This is a genomic window from Kitasatospora sp. SolWspMP-SS2h (genome assembly GCF_003259315.1).
Lineage (GTDB): Bacteria > Actinomycetota > Actinomycetes > Streptomycetales > Streptomycetaceae > Kitasatospora > Kitasatospora fiedleri.
Map to the genome: position 1 here is coordinate 240424 of NZ_QLLT01000002.1, position 18088 is coordinate 258511.

The 18088-nt window shown below is 72.0% G+C and carries 13 protein-coding genes; 9 read left to right on the plus strand and 4 right to left on the minus strand.

Annotation, left to right across the window (positions count from 1 at the left end; all coding sequences use genetic code 11):
- Positions 1-61 precede the first annotated feature (61 nt).
- On the minus strand, positions 62-1072 hold the full coding sequence (locus tag K353_RS03295) for a LacI family DNA-binding transcriptional regulator (RefSeq protein ID WP_111552029.1): 1011 nt from the start codon (positions 1070-1072) through the stop codon (positions 62-64).
- A 236-nt stretch (positions 1073-1308) separates the two neighbouring features.
- Here K353_RS03295 and K353_RS03300 point away from each other — a divergent pair, with 236 nt between their 5' ends.
- The 4 genes from K353_RS03300 (at position 1309) to K353_RS03315 (ending at position 6265) form a co-directional block, all read left to right on the plus strand.
- A complete protein-coding gene (locus tag K353_RS03300) occupies positions 1309-2736 on the plus strand; it encodes an ABC transporter substrate-binding protein (RefSeq protein WP_111552030.1) in 1428 nt (475 codons plus the stop codon).
- Positions 2737-2810: 74 nt separating this feature from the next.
- Entirely contained in the window at positions 2811-3755 is a 945-nt protein-coding gene (locus K353_RS03305) for a carbohydrate ABC transporter permease (protein ID WP_111552031.1), read from the plus strand.
- 2 nt (positions 3756-3757) lie between these two features.
- Entirely contained in the window at positions 3758-4645 is an 888-nt protein-coding gene (locus K353_RS03310) for a carbohydrate ABC transporter permease (protein WP_199527970.1), read from the plus strand.
- Between the two features lie 51 nt (positions 4646-4696).
- Entirely contained in the window at positions 4697-6265 is a 1569-nt protein-coding gene (locus tag K353_RS03315; RefSeq protein WP_111552033.1) for a glycoside hydrolase family 13 protein, read from the plus strand.
- Positions 6266-6431: 166 nt separating this feature from the next.
- Here the strand turns inward: K353_RS03315 and K353_RS03320 are convergent, their stop codons facing one another.
- Positions 6432-7544, minus strand: a complete 1113-nt coding sequence (locus K353_RS03320) for a hypothetical protein (protein WP_111552034.1) — start codon at positions 7542-7544, stop codon at positions 6432-6434.
- Positions 7545-7690: 146 nt separating this feature from the next.
- Here K353_RS03320 and metH point away from each other — a divergent pair, with 146 nt between their 5' ends.
- The 3 genes from metH to K353_RS03335 all read left to right on the plus strand — a co-directional run bounded on the left by metH (position 7691) and on the right by K353_RS03335 (position 14034).
- A complete protein-coding gene (metH, locus tag K353_RS03325) occupies positions 7691-11194 on the plus strand; it encodes a methionine synthase (protein WP_111552035.1) in 3504 nt (1167 codons plus the stop codon).
- Positions 11195-11371: 177 nt separating this feature from the next.
- Complete coding sequence (locus K353_RS03330) at positions 11372-12076, plus strand: HAD family phosphatase (protein ID WP_111552036.1); 705 nt, start codon at positions 11372-11374, stop codon at positions 12074-12076.
- Between the two features lie 365 nt (positions 12077-12441).
- A complete protein-coding gene (locus K353_RS03335) occupies positions 12442-14034 on the plus strand; it encodes an ABC transporter substrate-binding protein (RefSeq protein WP_111552037.1) in 1593 nt (530 codons plus the stop codon).
- Between the two features lie 72 nt (positions 14035-14106).
- On the opposite strand, the gene K353_RS03340 is transcribed toward K353_RS03335, so the two are convergent.
- Both K353_RS03340 and K353_RS03345 read right to left on the minus strand, forming a co-directional pair.
- Positions 14107-14778 carry a response regulator transcription factor gene (locus tag K353_RS03340; protein ID WP_014139709.1) on the minus strand — a complete coding sequence of 224 codons (672 nt, stop codon included), beginning with the start codon at positions 14776-14778 and terminating at the stop codon, positions 14107-14109.
- Positions 14779-15642 carry a RecB family exonuclease gene (locus tag K353_RS03345; RefSeq protein WP_111552038.1) on the minus strand — a complete coding sequence of 288 codons (864 nt, stop codon included), beginning with the start codon at positions 15640-15642 and terminating at the stop codon, positions 14779-14781.
- A gap of 158 nt (positions 15643-15800) precedes the next feature.
- Here K353_RS03345 and K353_RS03350 point away from each other — a divergent pair, with 158 nt between their 5' ends.
- Together K353_RS03350 and K353_RS03355 are read left to right on the plus strand one after the other, a co-directional pair.
- A complete protein-coding gene (locus K353_RS03350) occupies positions 15801-17003 on the plus strand; it encodes a site-2 protease family protein (protein ID WP_111552039.1) in 1203 nt (400 codons plus the stop codon).
- 45 nt (positions 17004-17048) lie between these two features.
- Positions 17049-18017 carry a tRNA (adenine-N1)-methyltransferase gene (locus tag K353_RS03355; RefSeq protein ID WP_111552040.1) on the plus strand — a complete coding sequence of 323 codons (969 nt, stop codon included), beginning with the start codon at positions 17049-17051 and terminating at the stop codon, positions 18015-18017.
- Positions 18018-18088 lie beyond the last annotated feature (71 nt).

Here is an 18088-nt window from a genome sequence, read left to right on the forward strand (position 1 = left end):
GCCTCTGACAGCGCCCGTCCTGTTCGGCATCCCCGGGAACGGGTGCGGAGGCGAGGGGGAGTCAGGCCCGGCCCGGGGCCAGGCCGGTGGAGCCCCGCACGACCAGCTCGGGCTCGAACAGCAGCTCGCCGGGGGAGACCGTGCCGCCCTCGATCTGGCCGACCAGCAGCTCCACGGCGGTCCGGCCGAGCGCCTCGATCGGCTGCCGGACGGTGGTCAGCGGCGGCCGGGTGCAGTTGATGAACACCGAGTCGTCGAAGCCGATCACCGACAGGTCGCCGGGGACGTCCAGCCCGGCCCGCCGGGCGGCCCGGACGGCCCCCAGGGCGAGCGGGTCGCTGGCGCAGATCACGCCGGTCACCCCCGCCTCCAGCAGCCGCCCCACGGCGGCGTGGCCGCCCTCCAGGCCGAACAGCGCGTGCGCGACCCACTCCGGCCGCGGCTCGCCGCCCCGGAGCGCGTACTGGCACCGGAAGGCCGCCAGCTTGCGGCGGGACGGGATGTGGTCCTCCGGACCCACCATCAGCCCGATCCGCTCGTGCCCCAGCGTGGCCAGGTGGCCGAACGCCTGGGCCACCGCGACCGCGTCGTCGGTCGACACCTGCGGGAAGCCGAGCCGCTCCACCGAGGCGTTCAGCAGCACCACGGGCACGCCGCGCTCGCGCAGCTGCGCGAAGTGCGCGTGCGAGCCGTCCGCCTGCGCGCACTGCCCGCCGGCGAAGACGACGCCGGAGACCTGCTGGTCGAGCAGCATGCTGACGTGCCCGGCCTCCCCGACGCCCGCCGTGCGGGTGCACAGCAGCGGCGTGAAGCCGCGCTGCGCGAGCGCGCCGCCGACCACCTCCGCCAGCGCCGGGAAGATCGGGTTCTGCAGCTCCGGCAGCACCAGTCCGATCAGCCGGGCGCGTTCCCCGCGCAGCTGGGTGGGCCGTTCGTAGCCGAGGACATCGAGTGCGGTGAGCACCGCGCTGCGGGTGGCGGCGCCGACCCCGGGCCGGCCGTTGAGCACCCGGCTGACCGTGGCCTCGCTGACTCCGACCTTCTGCGCGACCAGCGAGAGCTTGCTTTTCATGCGCAAAAGTAGAACAGGATCGAGCAAGAAACTGCAAGGATGCCTTGCAGGGGTGACCGACCGGCGCCTGTGGCGGGGGCGGGCCGGTCCGGCCGAGACGATCCGGGTGATGCAGAGTCGTAACTTTTCAATTTCTCGTCGCACTCTTGCGTTAACTCTGCGAAACACCTACGTTCCTCACACGTCAGGCTTTCGCCCGGCCTCACCCGAAACCTCTTCCCACCCATGGGGTACGCATGAAGCTGAACAGATCGAGCAAGATGGCCGCCGTCGCGCTCGCCACAGGTCTGCTCCTGAGCACCGCCGCGTGCAGCAGCTCCTCCTCCACCGGCAGCGGCGACGCCGCGGCCGGCACGGCGGACGGCAAGCCGCTCGACCCGAACGCGACCGTCACCATCTCGATCGACTGCGCCCCGGGTGCGGACCAGGCCGCGGGCAAGGCCAACTACGCGGACGACCTCGCGCTCTTCAAGACCAAGTACCCGAACGTCACCATCAACGCGAAGCCGTACGTCGGCCAGTGCGAGGTGCCGGCCCAGCAGACCGCGCAGTACAAGGCGCACGACGAGACCGGCGCGTTCCACGCCTACTTCACCGACCGCGACGCCACCCTGAACTCCGGCGACGCGCAGGACATCACGAAGTACGTCAACGACGAAACGCTGCCCGGCTTCTCCTCGATGCTGCCGTCCGTCAAGGACAACATGACGGTCGACGGCAAGGTCTACGCGCTGCCGATCAACTACTACACCACCGGCCTGGTCTACAACCGCGACCTGTTCAAGCAGGCCGGCCTCGACCCCGACAAGCCGCCGACCACCTGGGACGAGGTGCAGGCCGCGGCCAAGAAGATCGCCGCGCTCGGCAACGGCATCTCCGGCTACGAGGACTACAGCGGCGGCAACACCGGCGGCTGGCATTTCACCTCGGAGCTGTACAGCCTCGGCGGCAAGATGGTCTCGGACGACGGCAAGAAGGCCGCGTTCAACTCGGCCGAGGGCAAGCAGGTCCTCAAGCGCCTGCACGACATGCGCTTCACCGACCAGAGCATCGGCGCCACCCCGGTCACCCAGTGGGCCGACGCCTTCCCGCCGCTGGCCACCGGCAAGGTCGGCATGTTCCTCGGCGCCCCCGACGTCGTCAAGCACCTGATCGAGGTGCTCGGCGCCGACGCCAAGGCCTGGGGCCTCGGCCCGATGCCCGGCGCCACCGGCCCCGGCAACAGCCTCGGCGGCGGCGACCTCTACTACATCAAGAAAGGCCAGACCCCGAACCAGATCAAGGCCGAGATCGCCTGGATCAACTTCCAGTACCAGACCCCGGACGTCGGCCAGTTCAACTTCCCCCGCGCCAAGACCCTGGCCGGCAGCAGCAAGGACCCGGTCGCGATCGCCGTCCCGCAGCCGTACTTCTGGTCCGCCGACTCGCCGCAGATCAAGGCGATCACCGAGTCGCTGAAGACCAACGGCAACCTGCCGCTGTCCAACTACGACCCCTACATCAAGAACCCCACCAAGTCGATCACCGAGCCGCCGGCCGCCCAGCAGCTCTACAAGATCCTCGACACCGCGATGTCGGCCGCGATGACCGACCCGAACGCCAACCTCGACAGCGTGCTCGCCACCGCCGAGACCCAGGCCAACCAGATCCTGGCCAACCAGTGACCGGTGCCGCCGGCCGGACCGCCCCCTCCCGGCGGCCCGGCCGGCGGCCGGCACCCTGACGAGGAGCCATCCCCATGACCACCACGCTGAGCCGCGGACCGGCCCGCGCCGGGGCGGCCCGCACCGGGGCCAAGCCGTCGGGCGGCGCCCTGCGCCGCGCCGTCGCGCGCAACCTGCGCGCCCACGCCTTCCTGATCGGCGCCCTGCTCTGCTTCGCGCTGTTCACCTGGTACCCGATGGTCCGCGAGATCATCATGTCGTTCCAGAAGGTCCGCTACGGCGAGACCCACTGGGTCGGGTTCGACAACTTCCGGCAGATCTTCGCCGACCCGGAGTTCTGGCCCGCGTGGGGCCACACCCTCGAATTCACCGGCATCGCCCTGTTCTTCGGCTTCGTCGCCCCGTTCGTCACCGCCATCGTGATCAACGAGTTCCGGCACGCCCAGAGCTACCTGCGCATCCTGGTCTACCTGCCCGTGATGCTGCCCCCGGTCGCGGGCATCCTGCTGTTCAAGTACTTCATGGACCCCGGCTACGGCCTCTTCAACCAGATCCTGGAGTTCCTGCACCTGCCGACCTCGTCCTGGCTGGCCTCGCCGGACACCGCGATGTTCTCCCTGGTCATCGTCTCGACCTGGGCCAACATGGGCAGCGCCACCCTGGTCTACCTGGCCGCCCTGCAGAGCATCCCCGGCGAGCTCTACGAGGCCGCCGAACTGGACGGCGCCGGCGTGCTGCGCCGCATCTGGCACGTCACCGTGCCGCAGACCCGGCTGATCCTCTCGCTGATGCTGATGCTGCAGGTGGTCGCCACCATGCAGATGTTCACCGAGTCCTTCGTGCTCACCGGCGGCGGACCGCAGGGATCGACCACCACCGTGGTCTACATGCTCTACAACTACGCGTTCAACTTCGACAAGTTCAACACCGCAGCCGCGCTGGGCGTCGTCCTGCTGCTGGTACTCGGCGCGTTCTCCGCCCTCTACCTGTGGCTGGAGCGCCGGGGCGGGGAGGAGTGACGATGAGCAAGCCCGTCCACAGCGGCACCCGCACCCTGATCTCGCCGGTCCGGCTCAACCAGCCCGGCGGCCGGCGGATCTACCGGCTGGTGCTGGCGCTCACCCTGGCCGTCGCCACGGTCGTCTTCATCGGCCCGCTCTACTGGATGGCCACCGGCGGCTTCAAGTCCTCGCAGGAACTGGTCCGCACCCCGCCGACGCTCTTCCCGGAGAACCCCGGCACCCACGCCTTCACCGAGGCCTGGGACCGGCTCGGGATGGGACAGCTGCTGCTGAACACCGTCGTCTACGCCGGCGGCGCGCTCCTGCTCCAGCTGGTCTTCTGCGTCGCCGCCGCCTACTCGCTGTCCAAACTGCGGCCGATCTTCGGCAACGTGATCCTCGGCATGATGCTGGCCTCGATGATGATCCCGGCCGCCGCCCTGGTCATCCCGCAGTACCTGACGGTGCTCGACCTGCCGCTGATCCACGTGAACCTGCTGAACACCCCGTGGGTGATCTGGCTGCCCACCGTGGCCAACGCGTTCAACGTCTTCCTGCTCAAGCGGTTCTTCGACTCGATCCCCAACGAACTGCTCGACGCGGCGTCCATCGACGGGGCCGGGCCGCTGCGGGTGCTGTGGTCGGTCATCCTGCCGCTGTCCCGGCCGATCCTCGGCGTCGTCTCGATCTTCGGCCTGGTCGCGGTCTGGAAGGACTTCCTCTGGCCGCTGATCACCGTCCCCGCCCATGAGACGCTCAACGTGGGCGTCAACACCGCGGCCACCTCGATGCCGCAGAACACCCTGATCGCCGGACTCTTCCTCGCCTCCCTCCCGACCATCGCCCTGTTCCTGGTCTTCCAGCGCAACATCATGGCCGGCCTCACCGCGGGCAGCCTCAAGGGCTGAGCCCCGGTCCGACGACCTCGGTCCAACAACGTCTGAAAGGAAACCCTGACCGTGTCAGAGCAGTGGTGGCGGAACGCGGCGATCTACCAGGTGTACCCGCGCAGTTTCGTCGACGGCAACGGCGACGGGATCGGGGACCTCGCCGGAGTGCGCGCGAAGCTTCCGTACCTCGCCGAACTCGGTGTCGACGCCATCTGGTTCAACCCCTGGTACCCCTCCCCGATGGCCGACGGCGGCTACGACGTCGCCGACTACCGCGGCGTCGAACCGGTCTTCGGCACCCTGGAGGAGGCCGAACTGCTCGTCGACGAGGCCCAGCAGCTCGGCCTGCGCACCATCGTCGACATCGTCCCCAACCACGTCTCCGACCAGCACCCCTGGTTCCGGGCCGCCCTCGCCGCCGCCCCCGGCAGCCCCGAGCGCGACCTGTTCCACTTCCGCGAGGGCCGCGGCGCCGACGGCGAACTCCCGCCCAACGACTGGAAGTCCGAGTTCGGCGGCTGCCCCTGGACCCGGCTCCCCGACGGCCAGTGGTACCTGCACCTGTTCGCCGCCGCCCAACCCGACCTCAACTGGGACCACCCCGCCGTCCGCGAGGAACACCTGGAGATCCTCCGGTTCTGGTTCGACCGCGGCGCCGCCGGCGTCCGGATCGACTCGGCCGGCCTGCTCACCAAGGACCCCGACCTCGCCGACGTCGAACCCGGCCGCCCGCACCCCTACGTCGACCGCGACGACCTGCACGACATCTACCGCAGCTGGCGCGCCGTCGCCGACTCCTACAGCCCGCCACGCGTCCTGATCGGCGAGATCTGGGTCCCCGACGCCGAGCGTTTCGCCCGCTACCTGCGCCCGGACGAAATGCACACCGCGTTCAACTTCGACTTCCTGGCCCGCCCCTGGGACGCCGCCGCGCTGCGTGAGTCCATCGACACCACCCTCGCCGCGCACGCCCCCGTCGGCGCCCCCGCGACCTGGGTGCTCGCCAACCACGACATCACCCGCACCGTCACCCGCTACGGCCGCGAGGACACCCGCTTCCAGTTCGCCACCAAGTCCTTCGGCACCCCCACCGACCTCGACCTCGGCCGCCGCCGCGCCCGCGCCGCCGCCCTGCTCAGCATGGCGCTGCCCGGCGCGCTCTACCTCTACCAGGGCGAGGAACTCGGCCTGCCCGAGGTCGAGGACCTCCCGCTGGACACCCTCCAGGACCCGATGCACTTCCGCTCCGGCGGCACCGACCCGGGCCGCGACGGCTGCCGCGTCCCGATCCCCTGGAGCGGCACCCACCCGCCCTACGGCTTCACCCGCGACGGCAAGGACCCCTGGCTCCCGCAGCCCCTCGACTGGGCCCCGCTCACCGTCGAGGCCCAGCACGGCGACCCGTCCTCCATGCTCACCCTCTACCGCGAGGGCATCCGGCTCCGCCGCGAACTGCGCGGCGAGTTCGCCTGGGCCGAGGACGCCCCCGAAGGCGTCCTCTCCTTCCGCCGCGGCGACGTCCGCTGCCTGGTCAACCTCTCCACCTCGCCGCTCCCGCTCGACGGCGAGATCCTGCTGGCCTCCGGCGAACTCACCGACGGCCACCTCCCCACCGACACGGCGGTCTGGCTCCGGTAGGGGAAACCGAAGCACAACCAGGGGCGCGGGGAACCGCGCGGCCAAGCGAGCACGCACCGCCGGATCGCGACGCAGGCCAATGGCTTGCACTGTCCCGCGACCTCGCCGACGCGCGACTCCCGCCGCGCGCAGTTCCCCGCGCCCCTGTCTCCGCTCTCCCGCGCAGCTAGTTGCACCAGCCGTCCCGGTACGCCTCCCAGTGGTCCGGCGTGGCCGCGAAGTCCACGTACAGGGCGAGGCCGAAGTTCCGCCGGCCGTTCGGGCCGAGGGCCAGTCGTGCGCCGCGGACCGCCGCGCGGACGGTCTCCGCGGCGCCGCGGTGGGTGGGCGTGTCGGCCCAGTAGGCCGGCAGGCCCATGAGCAGGTCGACGCCCGGCGGGGTGTGGGCCAGGGCCAGCGCGGTCTGCCGGGCGACGTAGCCGCCGTACAGCGACTCGACCGGCATCGAGGTGTCGTACGACATCACCGCGACCTGGTCGACCCTCCGCGCCGCCGCCGCGAAGTACGCCGCGGACCAGTACTTGCCGTGCCCGCTGAGCGCGAGGGCGACCCGCCCCAGCCCCGGGACGGGATCGATCTGCGGGGCCGCGACGGACAGCGGCACCGACCGGGCGGCGGTGAGCGCGTGCACCTGGTCGAGCAGGGCGAGGAACCCGGCCGAGCCCGAGTGCACGGGCTCCAGGTCGAGGTGGACGCCGTCGAAGCCCAGGTCGAGGACCTGCCGCGCGGCGCCGGTGATCCGGTCCCGGACGTCGGGGCGGTCCAGGTGCAGCCCCTCCTTCTCGGGCGCCACCACGTCGCCCAGCCAGGACTGGACCCGCACCCCCGGCATCGCCGCGTGCGCCCGGGCCAGGAAGTCCGCCGCGCCGGGCGCCAGCGCCGGGTCGAGCGAGCCGTCGTGCGCCAGCGGCCCGGTGTGCACGTACAGGTCGTGGATGCCGGTGCTGCGCACCTTCGCGGCCAGCGCGGTCAGCTCCTCGGGCGTGCGCCGCCCGTCGACCCAGGCGTGGCCGAGCCAGATCGCGTCCTTGCCGCGGGTGCGGGCGTCCGCCGCCGGGTCGCCGGCGTACTCCCAGCGCAGCGCGGCGGCCCCGCCGAGCACCGGCAGCAGGAGCAGGGCGAGGACGGTGCCGAGCGCGGTGAGGACGCGGCGCGGCCGGCTCCACCGGGTGCGCCCGCGCCAGCGGCGGCGCGCCCGGGCCGGCAGTGTCCGCCATTCGGATGCACGCGGGGTGCGCGCGGCGCGCTTCCACCGGCTCTGTTCCCCCCAAGCGGGCATGATCGTGCTCCCTTCCGGTGGACAAGGACGCCCAGGATTCGAAACGGGTTCCGTCCGGCCGGGGTGGGACCGATACCCTGGCGGGGTGCGTCCCCGGTCCAGCGGGAGCGCATAGCCGACAGCCGTCGCACTCAGGGAGCAGCCACATGGCCACCGTTGTACCCACCTCCGCCCAGCAGGACCGCGCCGACGCCCTGCGCGAGGCACTCGCCACCCGGGTGGTGGTGGCCGACGGTGCGATGGGCACCATGCTCCAGGCGCAGGAGCCGACGATGGAGGACTTCCAGCAGCTGGAGGGCTGCAACGAGGTCCTGAACGTCACCCGTCCCGACATCGTGCGCTCGGTGCACGAGGCGTACTTCGCGGTCGGCGTGGACTGCGTGGAGACCAACACCTTCGGCGCCAACCACTGGGCGCTGAGCGAGTACGACATCCCCGAGCGGATCTTCGAGCTGTCCGAGGCCGGTGCCCGGATCGCCCGGGAGACGGCCGACGCCTTCACCGCGGAGGACGGCCGCACCCGCTGGGTGCTCGGCTCGATGGGCCCGGGCACCAAGCTGCCGACCCTCGGCCACACCACCTTCGAGGTGGTCCGCGAGGGCTTCCGGCAGAACGCGGCGGGCCTGATCGCGGGCGGCGTGGACGCGCTGCTGATCGAGACCAGCCAGGACCTGCTCCAGACCAAGGCGTCGGTGCTGGGCTGCCAGGTTGCCCTGGCGGAGGCCGGGGTGAGCCTGCCGATCCTCGCCCAGGTCACCGTCGAGACCACCGGCACCATGCTGCTGGGCTCGGAGATCGGCGCGGCGCTGACCGCGCTGGAGCCGCTGGGCATCGACTTCATCGGGATGAACTGCGCCACCGGCCCGGCCGAGATGAGCGAGCACCTGCGCTACCTGGCGAAGAACGCCAAGGTCGGCCTCTCCTGCATGCCGAACGCCGGCCTGCCGGTGCTCACCAAGGACGGCGCGCACTACCCGCTCAGCCCCGAGGAGCTGGCCGACGCGCACGAGGGCTTCGTCCGCGACTACGGCCTGGCCCTGGTCGGCGGCTGCTGCGGCACCACCCCCGAGCACCTGCGCCGGGTGGTCGAGCGGGTCCAGGGCCTGCCGGTCACCGCCCGCGACCCGCGCCCCGAGGCGGCCGCCGCCTCGCTCTACCAGGCGGTGCCGTTCCGGCAGGACACCTCCTACCTGGCGATCGGCGAGCGCACCAACGCCAACGGCTCGAAGAAGTTCCGCGAGTCGATGATCGCGGGGGACTGGCAGAGCTGCGTGGAGATCGCCCGCGAGCAGATCCGCGAGGGCGCCCACCTGCTCGACCTGTGCGTGGACTACGTCGGCCGCGACGGCGTCGCCGACATGCGCGAGATCGCCGGCCGGCTGGCCACCGCCTCCACCCTGCCGATCGTGCTGGACTCCACCGAGCCGCCGGTGCTCGAGGCCGGCCTGGAGATGCTGGGCGGCCGGGCGGTCCTCAACTCGGTCAACTACGAGGACGGCGACGGCCCCGACACCCGGTTCGGCCGGATCGCCGCGCTGGCCCGCGAGCACGGCGCCGGCCTGATCGCGCTGACCATCGACGAGCAGGGCCAGGCCCGCACCGCCGAGACCAAGGTCGCCATCGCCGAGCGGCTGATCGAGCAGCTGGGCCGCGAGTACGGCATCCACGAGTCCTCGATCCTGGTCGACTGCCTGGCCTTCACCCTGGCCACCGGCCAGGAGGAGTCCCGGCGCGACGGCATCGAGACCATCGAGGCGATCCGCGAGCTCAAGCGCCGCCACCCGGACGTGCAGACCACCCTGGGCCTGTCGAACATCTCCTTCGGCCTCAACCCGGCCGCCCGCCAGGTGGTCAACTCGGTCTTCCTGCACGAGTGCGTCGAGGCTGGCCTGGACTCGGCGATCGTGCACGCCGCCAAGATCCTGCCGATGAACCGCATCCCGGAGGACCGCCGGCAGACCGCCCTGGACTTGGTCTATGACCGGCGCAGCGAGGGCTACGACCCGCTGCAGAAGCTGCTCCAGCTGTTCGAGGGCGTCTCCGCCGCCTCCAGCGCCGCGTCCAAGGCCGAGGAACTGGCCGCCCTCCCGCTGGAGGAGCGCCTCCAGCGCCGGATCATCGACGGCGAGCGCAACGGCCTGGAGGCCGACCTGGACGCCGCGCTGGCCGAACGCCCGGCGCTGGAGATCATCAACGACACGTTGCTGTCCGGCATGAAGGTGGTCGGCGAGCTGTTCGGCTCCGGCGAGATGCAGCTGCCGTTCGTACTCCAGTCCGCCGAGGTGATGAAGGCCGCCGTCGCGCACCTCGAACCGCACATGGAGAAGTCCGACAGCGAGGGCAAGGGCACCATCGTGCTGGCCACCGTCAAGGGCGACGTGCACGACATCGGCAAGAACCTGGTCGACATCATCCTGTCCAACAACGGCTACAACGTCGTCAACCTGGGCATCAAGCAGCCGGTGTCGGCGATCGTCGAGGCCGCCCAGGAGCACAAGGCCGACGTGATCGGCATGTCCGGCCTGCTGGTCAAGTCCACGGTGATCATGAAGGAGAACCTGGAGGAGCTCAACCAGCGCGCGCTGGCCGCCGACTTCCCGGTGATCCTCGGCGGCGCCGCCCTCACCCGCGCCTACGTCGAGCAGGACCTGCACGAGATCTACGACGGCGAGGTCCGCTACGCCCGGGACGCCTTCGAGGGCCTGCGGCTGATGGACGCCCTGATCGGCATCAAGCGCGGCGTGCCCGGCGCGACCCTGCCCGAGCTGCGCAAGCGCCGGCACGCCCGGGTCGAGGTGGAGGAGCCGGACGAGGCCGACCTCGGCCAGATCCGCTCCGACGTGGCCGTCGACAACCCGGTCCCCGTCCCGCCGTTCTGGGGCGACCGGATCATCAAGGGCATCCCGTTCCAGGACTACGCCTCCTGGCTGGACGAGGACGCCCTGTTCAAGGGGCAGTGGGGCCTCAAGGGCGGCCGCAGCGGAGGCCCGTCCTACGAGGAGCTGGTGGAGACCGAGGGCCGCCCGCGGCTGCGCGGCTGGCTGGACCGGCTGCAGACCGAGGGCTGGCTGGAGCCCGCCGTGGTCTACGGCTACTTCCCGGCCAACTCCAAGGGCGACGACCTGATCCTGTACCGCGAGGACGGCTCCGAGCTGACCAGGTTCACCTTCCCCCGCCAGCGCCGCGGCCGCCGGCTCTGCCTGGCCGACTTCTTCCGCCCCGAGGAGTCCGGCGAGCGCGACGTGGTCGGCCTCCAGGTGGTCACCATGGGCAACCGGATCTCCGAGGCCGCCAACGAGCTGTTCGCCGGCAACTCCTACCGCGACTACCTCGAACTGCACGGCCTGTCCGTCCAGTTGGCGGAGGCGCTGGCCGAGTTCTGGCACGCCCGGGTCCGCTACGAGCTGGGCTTCGGCGACGAGGACCCGCAGGACGTGCGCGACATGTTCGCGCTCAAGTACCGCGGCGCCCGCTTCTCGCTCGGCTACGGCGCCTGCCCCGAGCTGGAGGACCGGGCCAAGATCGCCGAGCTGCTGCGCCCCGAGCGGGTCGGCGTGATCCTCTCCGAGGAGTACCAGCTGCACCCCGAGCAGTCCACCGACGCCATCGTGCTCCACCACCCCGAGGCCAAGTACTTCAACGCGCGCTAGACCTTCCACCGGAGATCATCCGTTCGCCCCGCCGCCGCCCGGTGCAATCCGACCGGGCGGGCGTATTCTTGATGATCCTGAACGGGCCGGTCCGCAGACCAGCGGGCCGGCCCGCGCCATCCCCGGACGCGCCGCGACCGCACCGCGCCGGGCCACCCACCAGGAAGGACGGCGCGCATGACGACGGTCTCGACCCCGGTCCGCATCGGCGGAGACGGCGAGGACGGCGGCCTGCACGCCGTCCTGCTCGACATGGACGGCACCCTGGTCGACACCGAGGACCTCTGGTGGCAGGCCGAGGCCGACCTGTTCGCCGAACTCGGCCACCTCCTCACCGCCGAGGACCGCACCCACGTGGTCGGCGGGCCGATGACCCGGGTGATCGACTACCTGATCACCCGCACCGGGGTCACCCTCAGCCCCGCCGAACTGACCGTCCTGATCAACCAGCGCTTCGTCGACCTGCTGGCCGGCGGCGTCCCGCTGATGCCCGGCGCCGAGCGGCTGCTCAACACCCTGGCCGCGCACGGCGTCCCGGCCGCCCTGGTGTCCGCCTCGCACCGGCACATCATCGACATCGTGCTGCGCAGCCTGGGCGCCCGGCACTTCGCCTTCACCGTGGCCGGCGACGAGGTCGCCCGCACCAAGCCGCACCCCGACCCCTACCTGGCCGCCGCCGCCCGGCTCGGCGCGCACCCGGCCCGCTGCGTGGTCATCGAGGACACCCCCACCGGCGTCGCCGCCGCCGAGGCGGCCGGCTGCCCGGTCATCGCGATCCCCTCGATCGCCCCGATCGGGCCCGCCCCCGGCCGCCTGGTGCTGCCCTCGCTGGAGCACGTCGACCTCGGCCTGCTGCGCACCCTGGCCGGCGCCCGGGTGTGACGCGGAGTGCGGGGCGGGGTGTGAGGTTCGTCTCCCTCACCCCCTTTGTCGGTTTCGTTCCGCGTTCGGTGGTACGCGGAACGTATCCGGCCGCGCGGACGAAAACGGGCATTGGCTGACAACTCGTCGGCTGAGCGGACAAGGCCCTGCGAACCGCGCGCCCGCGCCCGCCGCACGCCCGGTGACCCTCCGGGACCGATGTGGCACGCTAAGGCCGCACCAGTCCCCGCGCCGCCCCACCCGAAAAACCGGGTACCGGGCGCGCACGCGGGCCGTACCAGACCCGCCACCGCCGCCACACCCAGGCGCCGGACGGCGGGCCACCGGCGACAGCCGGCCGCACGCAGTGAGGAAGACCACCCCGCATGACGACGCCCAACCGCCTGGCCGTGCTCAGCTGCGCCGCCCTCGTCGCCACCACGGCGGCGGGCTGCGCCTCCGTCGAGAAGGTCGCCGGCGGCGGTGGCAACGAGACGATCACCATGGGCACCACCAGCGTGACCAGCGTGCTGGACCCGGCCGGCGCGTACGACGCGGGCTCCTGGCTGATCCTCAACAACACCTTCCAGTCGCTGCTGAGCTTCCCCTCCGGCGCGACCGAGCCGCAGCCCGACGCCGCCGAGTCCTGCCAGTTCACCAGCGCCGACGCGCTCACCTACACCTGCAAGCTGCGCGGCGGCCTGAAGTTCTCCAACGGGCACCCGCTGACCGCCCAGGACGTCAAGTTCTCGATCGACCGGGTCAAGAAGATCGACGACCCGTCCGGCCCCGCCTCGCTGCTGTCCACCATCGCCTCGGTGGAGACCTCCGGCGACCGCGACATCACCTTCCACCTGGACAGCCCCGACGCGGTGCTCCCGGCCAAGCTGGCCTCCGCGGCCGGCTCGATCGTCGACCACCAGGTCTTCCCGGCCGACAAGCTGCTCGGCAACGGCTCCCTGGTCGGCTCCGGCCCGTACCGGATCGACTCGGTCGAGATGGACGGCAAGGCCCCCAGCAAGGTCCTGCTCAGCGCCAACTCCGGCTACCAGGGCACCGCCAAGCTCCAGAACGGCAAGTTCGCGGTGCGCTACTTCGACAAGCCCGAGGAGCTGAAGTCCGCCCTCGACAGCGGCGCGGTCGACCTCACCGACAACAGCCTCGACCCCGGCGCGGCCGCCCAGATCAAGAGCGACGACCTGGCCGGCACCGGCAAGCTCCGGGTCGCCGAGGGCGCCTCGGGCGAGACCCGTTACCTGGTCTTCAACACCAAGGACGAGACCGGCGGCAACCAGGCCGTCCGGCAGGCCGCCGCCCAGCTGGTCGACCGCAAGGCGATCTCCCACGACGTCTACGCGGGCACCGTGCAGCCGCTCTACTCGATCGTCCCGGCGGGCGTGGCCGGCCACACCACCGCGTTCTTCGACAAGTACGGCGAGCCCGACCCGGCCAAGGCCAAGCGCATCCTCACCAACGCGCACGTCGCCACCCCGGTCAAGCTCACCCTGACCTGGTCCCGGGCCCGGGCCGGCGCCGCCGAGCTGGAGTCCGTCAAGCAGCAGCTGGAGAACGGCGGCCTGTTCCAGGTCACCGTCCAGCAGGAGCCCGACTGGACGGCCTTCCAGGCCGGCTGGAAGAACGGCGGCTACCAGGCGTACACCGTCGGCTGGACCCCCGACTACTCCGACGCCGACGACTACATCAGCCCGCTGGTGGTCGGCGGCGGCGCCTTCCACAACGGCTGGGACAACCCGCAGATCAGCGGCAAGCTGGTGCCGGACTCGATCAAGCTCACCGACCGCTCCGGCGGCGGCGCCTACGACCAGATCCAGAAGATCCTGGCCGACGCCGTCCCGATGGTCCCCCTGTTCCAGAACAAGTCCTTCTACGTGTACCAGCCCGCCATCACCGGCGTGGACTCCACCGTGGACAGCAGCGGCGTGTTCCGGTTCTGGGAGATCGGCCGCACCGCGAAGTAACGATCCGCCGGCACGCCGAACGGCCCGCCACCCCCTCGGGGGCGACGGGCCGTTCGGCGCTCCCGCCCGCGGCTACAGCGCGCCCGGGCGCACCAGGCCGCTCTCGTACGCGTACACCGCCGCCTGTACCCGGTCGCGCAGCTGGAGCTTGGTCAGCACGTGGCCCACGTGCGTCTTCACCGTGGTCTCCGAGACGAACAGCTCGGCGGCGATCTCCGCGTTCGACAGCCCGCGCGCCACCAGCCGCAGCACCTCCACCTCGCGCTCGGTCAGCACCGTCAGCGCCTGCGGCGGCGCCTCGTCGCCCGAGGGCAGCTTGGTGGCGTACATGTCCAGCAGCCGGCGGGTCACCGACGGGGCCAGCATCGCCGCGCCGTCCGCCACCACCCGGATCGCCTGCACCAGCTCCTCGGCCGGCACGTCCTTGAGCAGGAAGCCGCTGGCCCCCGCCCGCAGCGCCTCCACCACGTACTCGTCCAGGTCGAAGGTGGTCAGCACCAGCACCTTCGCCGGGCCGTCCCGGTCCGGGCCGGCGATCCGCCGGGTCGCCTCCACGCCGTCCATCCGCGGCATCCGGATGTCCATCAGCACCACGTCCGGCTGCAGGGCGCGGACCTGGTCCAGCGCCTGCTGCCCGTCGCCCGCCTCGCCGACCACCACCAGGTCGGACTCCGCCTCCAGGATCATCCGGAAACCGGTACGCAGCAGCGGCTGGTCGTCCACCAGCAGCACACGGATCGTCACCTACGACTCCTTGCCAGGAATGGTCACAGTTACCGGCAGCGGGTACGGCGGGGGAGTGCCGCCGAACTCCGGGCAGGACGCCTTGTGGTCGCACCAGTCGCACAGCCGGTTGCGCGTCGCCGGGAAGTCGCCGGTGGCCACCGCCGCCGAGATCGCCTCCCACAGCGCCTCCAGCTTGCGCTCCACCGCGAGCAGGTCGGCCTCGTCCGGGTCGTACGTCACCACGTCCCCGCCGCCGCCCAGGTAGACCAGCTGCAGGCGCTTGGGGACCACGCCCCGCCAGCGCCACACCACCAGCGCGTAGAACTTCATCTGGAACATCGCCCGGCCCTCGAAGTCCCGCGAGGGCGCCCGGCCGGTCTTGTAGTCCACCAGCCGCACCTCGCCGGAGGGCGCGACGTCCACCCGGTCGATGTACCCGCGCAGCAGCAGGCCGGAGGCCAGCGAGGTCTCCACGTACAGCTCCCGCTCCACCGGGTGCAGCCGGGTCGGGTCCTCCAGCCGGAACCAGCGGCGCACCAGCTTCTCGGCGTCCGCCAGCCAGTGGGCCAGCTCCTCCGGCGCGCCCGGGAACAGTTCCGCCAGCTCCGGCCGTTCCCCCAGCAACCGCTCCCACTGCGGGCCCAGCAGCCCGAGCGCCCGCTCCGGCGTGCGCTCGGCCGGCGGGTGGTCGAACAGCCGCTCCAGCACCGCGTGCACCAGCGTCCCCCGGGTGGCGGCGGCGCTCGGCGGCTCCGGCAGCCGGTCGATCACCCGCAGCCGGTACAGCAGCGGGCAGGTCATGAAGTCACCCGCCCGGGACGGCGACAGCCCGGTCGGCCGGGCGGCCGGACGCGGGGCGGGCGAGGGGTCGGTCTGCTGCATGCCACGACCCTATTGCACCGGACCGACCGCACGGGCGGACGGGCCGCGCACGGGTCGGGGCGCGGGATCGGGGAAAAGGGGAGGGCGGGGGCACCGCCGTTCCCGCCGGGAGATCACGTAGCGTACGAGGCACCAGCGGACGGCGAGAGAGGAGCACGGTGAACGACACCGAGGGGCGGGCACCGGAGAGGCCGAAGCCGGAGCCCGACGACCAGCCGCGCGGCGGCATCCTGATGGGCCGCCCGTTCGGCGTGCCCGTCTACGTCACCCCGTCCTGGTTCCTGGTCGCCGCGCTGATCACCTGGATCTTCGGCAGCCGCCTCGCCGACGTCCTGCCCGACCTCGGCGCCGCCCGCTACCTGCTCGCCTTCTCCTTCGCCGTCGCCTTCTACGGCTCCGTCCTGGTCCACGAGCTAGCCCACACCCTGGTCGGCCTGCGCTACAAGCTCGGGGTGCGCCGCATCCAGCTCCAGTTCCTCGGCGGCGTCTCCGAGATCGAGAAGGAGGCCGACCGCCCCTGGCGCGAGTTCTGGCTCGCCTTCGTCGGCCCGCTGCTCTCGCTCGTCCTCGGCGGCGCCTTCTGGCTCGGCCTGCGCGCCGTCGAACCCGCCACCGTCCCCGGCGTGCTGCTCGCCGGGCTGATGGTCTCCAACCTGGTGGTCGCCGCCTTCAACCTGCTCCCCGGCCTCCCGCTGGACGGCGGCCGGATGCTGCGGGCCGTGGTCTGGGCCTGCACCGGCAAGCCGATGAAGGGCACCCTGGCGGCGGTCTGGGTCGGCCGCGCGCTGGCCGTCGCCGTCGTCCTCGGCCTGCCGGTCTTCAGCTCCTCCCAGGACGTCGAGCGCTCCGCCACCGAGGCCATGGTCGACGGCGTGCTCGCCGCGATCCTCGGCTTCATCATCTGGCAGGGCGCCGGGAACTCGCTGCGCAACGCCCGCCTCAAGGAGGTGCTGCCCCGGCTCAGGATCCGCGAGCTGGCCCGCCGCAGCATCGACGTCCCCGCCGACACCCCCCTCGGCGAGGCCATGCGCCGGGCCCGCGAGGCGCACGCCGGGGCGATCGTGGTGGTCGACGGCCGGGGCGAGCCGACCGCCGTGGTCAAGGAGTCCGCGGTCAGCGCCGTCCCCGAGCACCGCCGCCCCTGGGTCGCCGTCACCGCCGTCTCCCGCGACCTCGAACCCGGCCTCACCGTCCCCGTCGACCTGGCCGGCGAGCAGATCCTCGACGTGCTGCGCCGCGCCCCCGCCACCGAGTACCTGGTGGTCCGGCCGGACGGCTCGGTCTACGGCGTGCTCTCGCTCAGCGACCTCGAACGCAGGCTCACCGCCGCGCTGCTCGGCCGGGCCGCCGGAGCGGACTGATCATGTGGTCGGGGGCAGCCCCCCGGCTCCCGTAGGATGGCCCCCATGTCCGAACCGACCGGTGCCGCCCGCCGACGCGGGCCCTTCCAGGTCGGGGACCAGGTCCAGCTGACCGACCCCAAGGGCCGCCACTACACGTTCACGCTCCAGGCCGGGAACCAGTTCCACACCCACAAGGGTGCGTTCCCGCACGACGAGCTGATCGGCGCTCCCGAGGGCACGGTCGTCCGCACGACGGGCAACGTCCCGTACCTCGCGCTGCGCCCCCTGCTCCCCGACTACGTCCTGTCCATGCCGCGCGGCGCGGCCGTGATCTACCCCAAGGACGCGGGGCAGATCCTGGCCATGGCCGACATCTTCGCCGGCGCCAGGGTGGTCGAGGCGGGCGTCGGCTCCGGCGCCCTCTCCACCTACCTGCTGCGCGCCGTCGGCGACACCGGCATGCTCGCCTCCTACGAGCGCCGGCAGGACTTCGCCGACATCGCCCAGGGCAACGTCGAGCGCTACTTCGGCGGCCCGCACCCGGCCTGGAAGCTCACCGTCGGCGACCTCCAGGACAACCTGGTCGAGGCCGACGTCGACCGGGTCATCCTCGACATGCTCGCCCCCTGGGAGTGCCTGGACGTCGCCTCCAAGGCGCTCGTCCCCGGCGGCCTGATCTGCTGCTACGTGGCCACCACCACGCAGATGTCGCGCACCGTCGAGGCGCTGCGCGAGCACGGCACCTTCACCGAGCCGCAGGCCTGGGAGACCATGGTCCGCACCTGGCACCTGGAGGGCCTCGCCGTCCGCCCGGACCACCGGATGATCGGCCACACCGGCTTCCTGCTCACCGCCCGCCGCCTCGCCGACGGCGTCGAGCCCCCGCTGCGCCGCCGCCGCCCCGCGAAGGGCTCCTACGGCGAGGACTACGAGACCGGCCCGGAGAGCGAGCTGACGCTCGCCGAGCGCGCGGCCGTCCGCAAGGCCCAGCGCGAGGCCGCCTCGCACGACGCGCGGGACCTCCCGCAGTAACGGCGCACCGACAGCCAGGTCGCACGGGAACGGCGGGTCACCGCCCGCCCCGCGACCTGGCTGTCGGCGTT

What these genes read in the sequence shown, in the direction of transcription:
- K353_RS03345 (WP_111552038.1), bottom strand. Translation starts at nt 15,642, where the DNA reads ATGCAGCAGACCGACCCCTCGCCCGCCCCGCGTCCGGCCGCCCGGCCG.
- K353_RS03310 (WP_199527970.1), top strand. Translation starts at nt 3,758, where the DNA reads ATGAGCAAGCCCGTCCACAGCGGCACCCGCACCCTGATCTCGCCGGTC.
- K353_RS03300 (WP_111552030.1), top strand. Translation starts at nt 1,309, where the DNA reads ATGAAGCTGAACAGATCGAGCAAGATGGCCGCCGTCGCGCTCGCCACA.
- K353_RS03320 (WP_111552034.1), bottom strand. Translation starts at nt 7,544, where the DNA reads ATGCCCGCTTGGGGGGAACAGAGCCGGTGGAAGCGCGCCGCGCGCACC.
- K353_RS03295 (WP_111552029.1), bottom strand. Translation starts at nt 1,072, where the DNA reads ATGAAAAGCAAGCTCTCGCTGGTCGCGCAGAAGGTCGGAGTCAGCGAG.
- K353_RS03330 (WP_111552036.1), top strand. Translation starts at nt 11,372, where the DNA reads ATGACGACGGTCTCGACCCCGGTCCGCATCGGCGGAGACGGCGAGGAC.
- K353_RS03305 (WP_111552031.1), top strand. Translation starts at nt 2,811, where the DNA reads ATGACCACCACGCTGAGCCGCGGACCGGCCCGCGCCGGGGCGGCCCGC.
- metH (WP_111552035.1), top strand. Translation starts at nt 7,691, where the DNA reads ATGGCCACCGTTGTACCCACCTCCGCCCAGCAGGACCGCGCCGACGCC.
- K353_RS03355 (WP_111552040.1), top strand. Translation starts at nt 17,049, where the DNA reads ATGTCCGAACCGACCGGTGCCGCCCGCCGACGCGGGCCCTTCCAGGTC.
- K353_RS03335 (WP_111552037.1), top strand. Translation starts at nt 12,442, where the DNA reads ATGACGACGCCCAACCGCCTGGCCGTGCTCAGCTGCGCCGCCCTCGTC.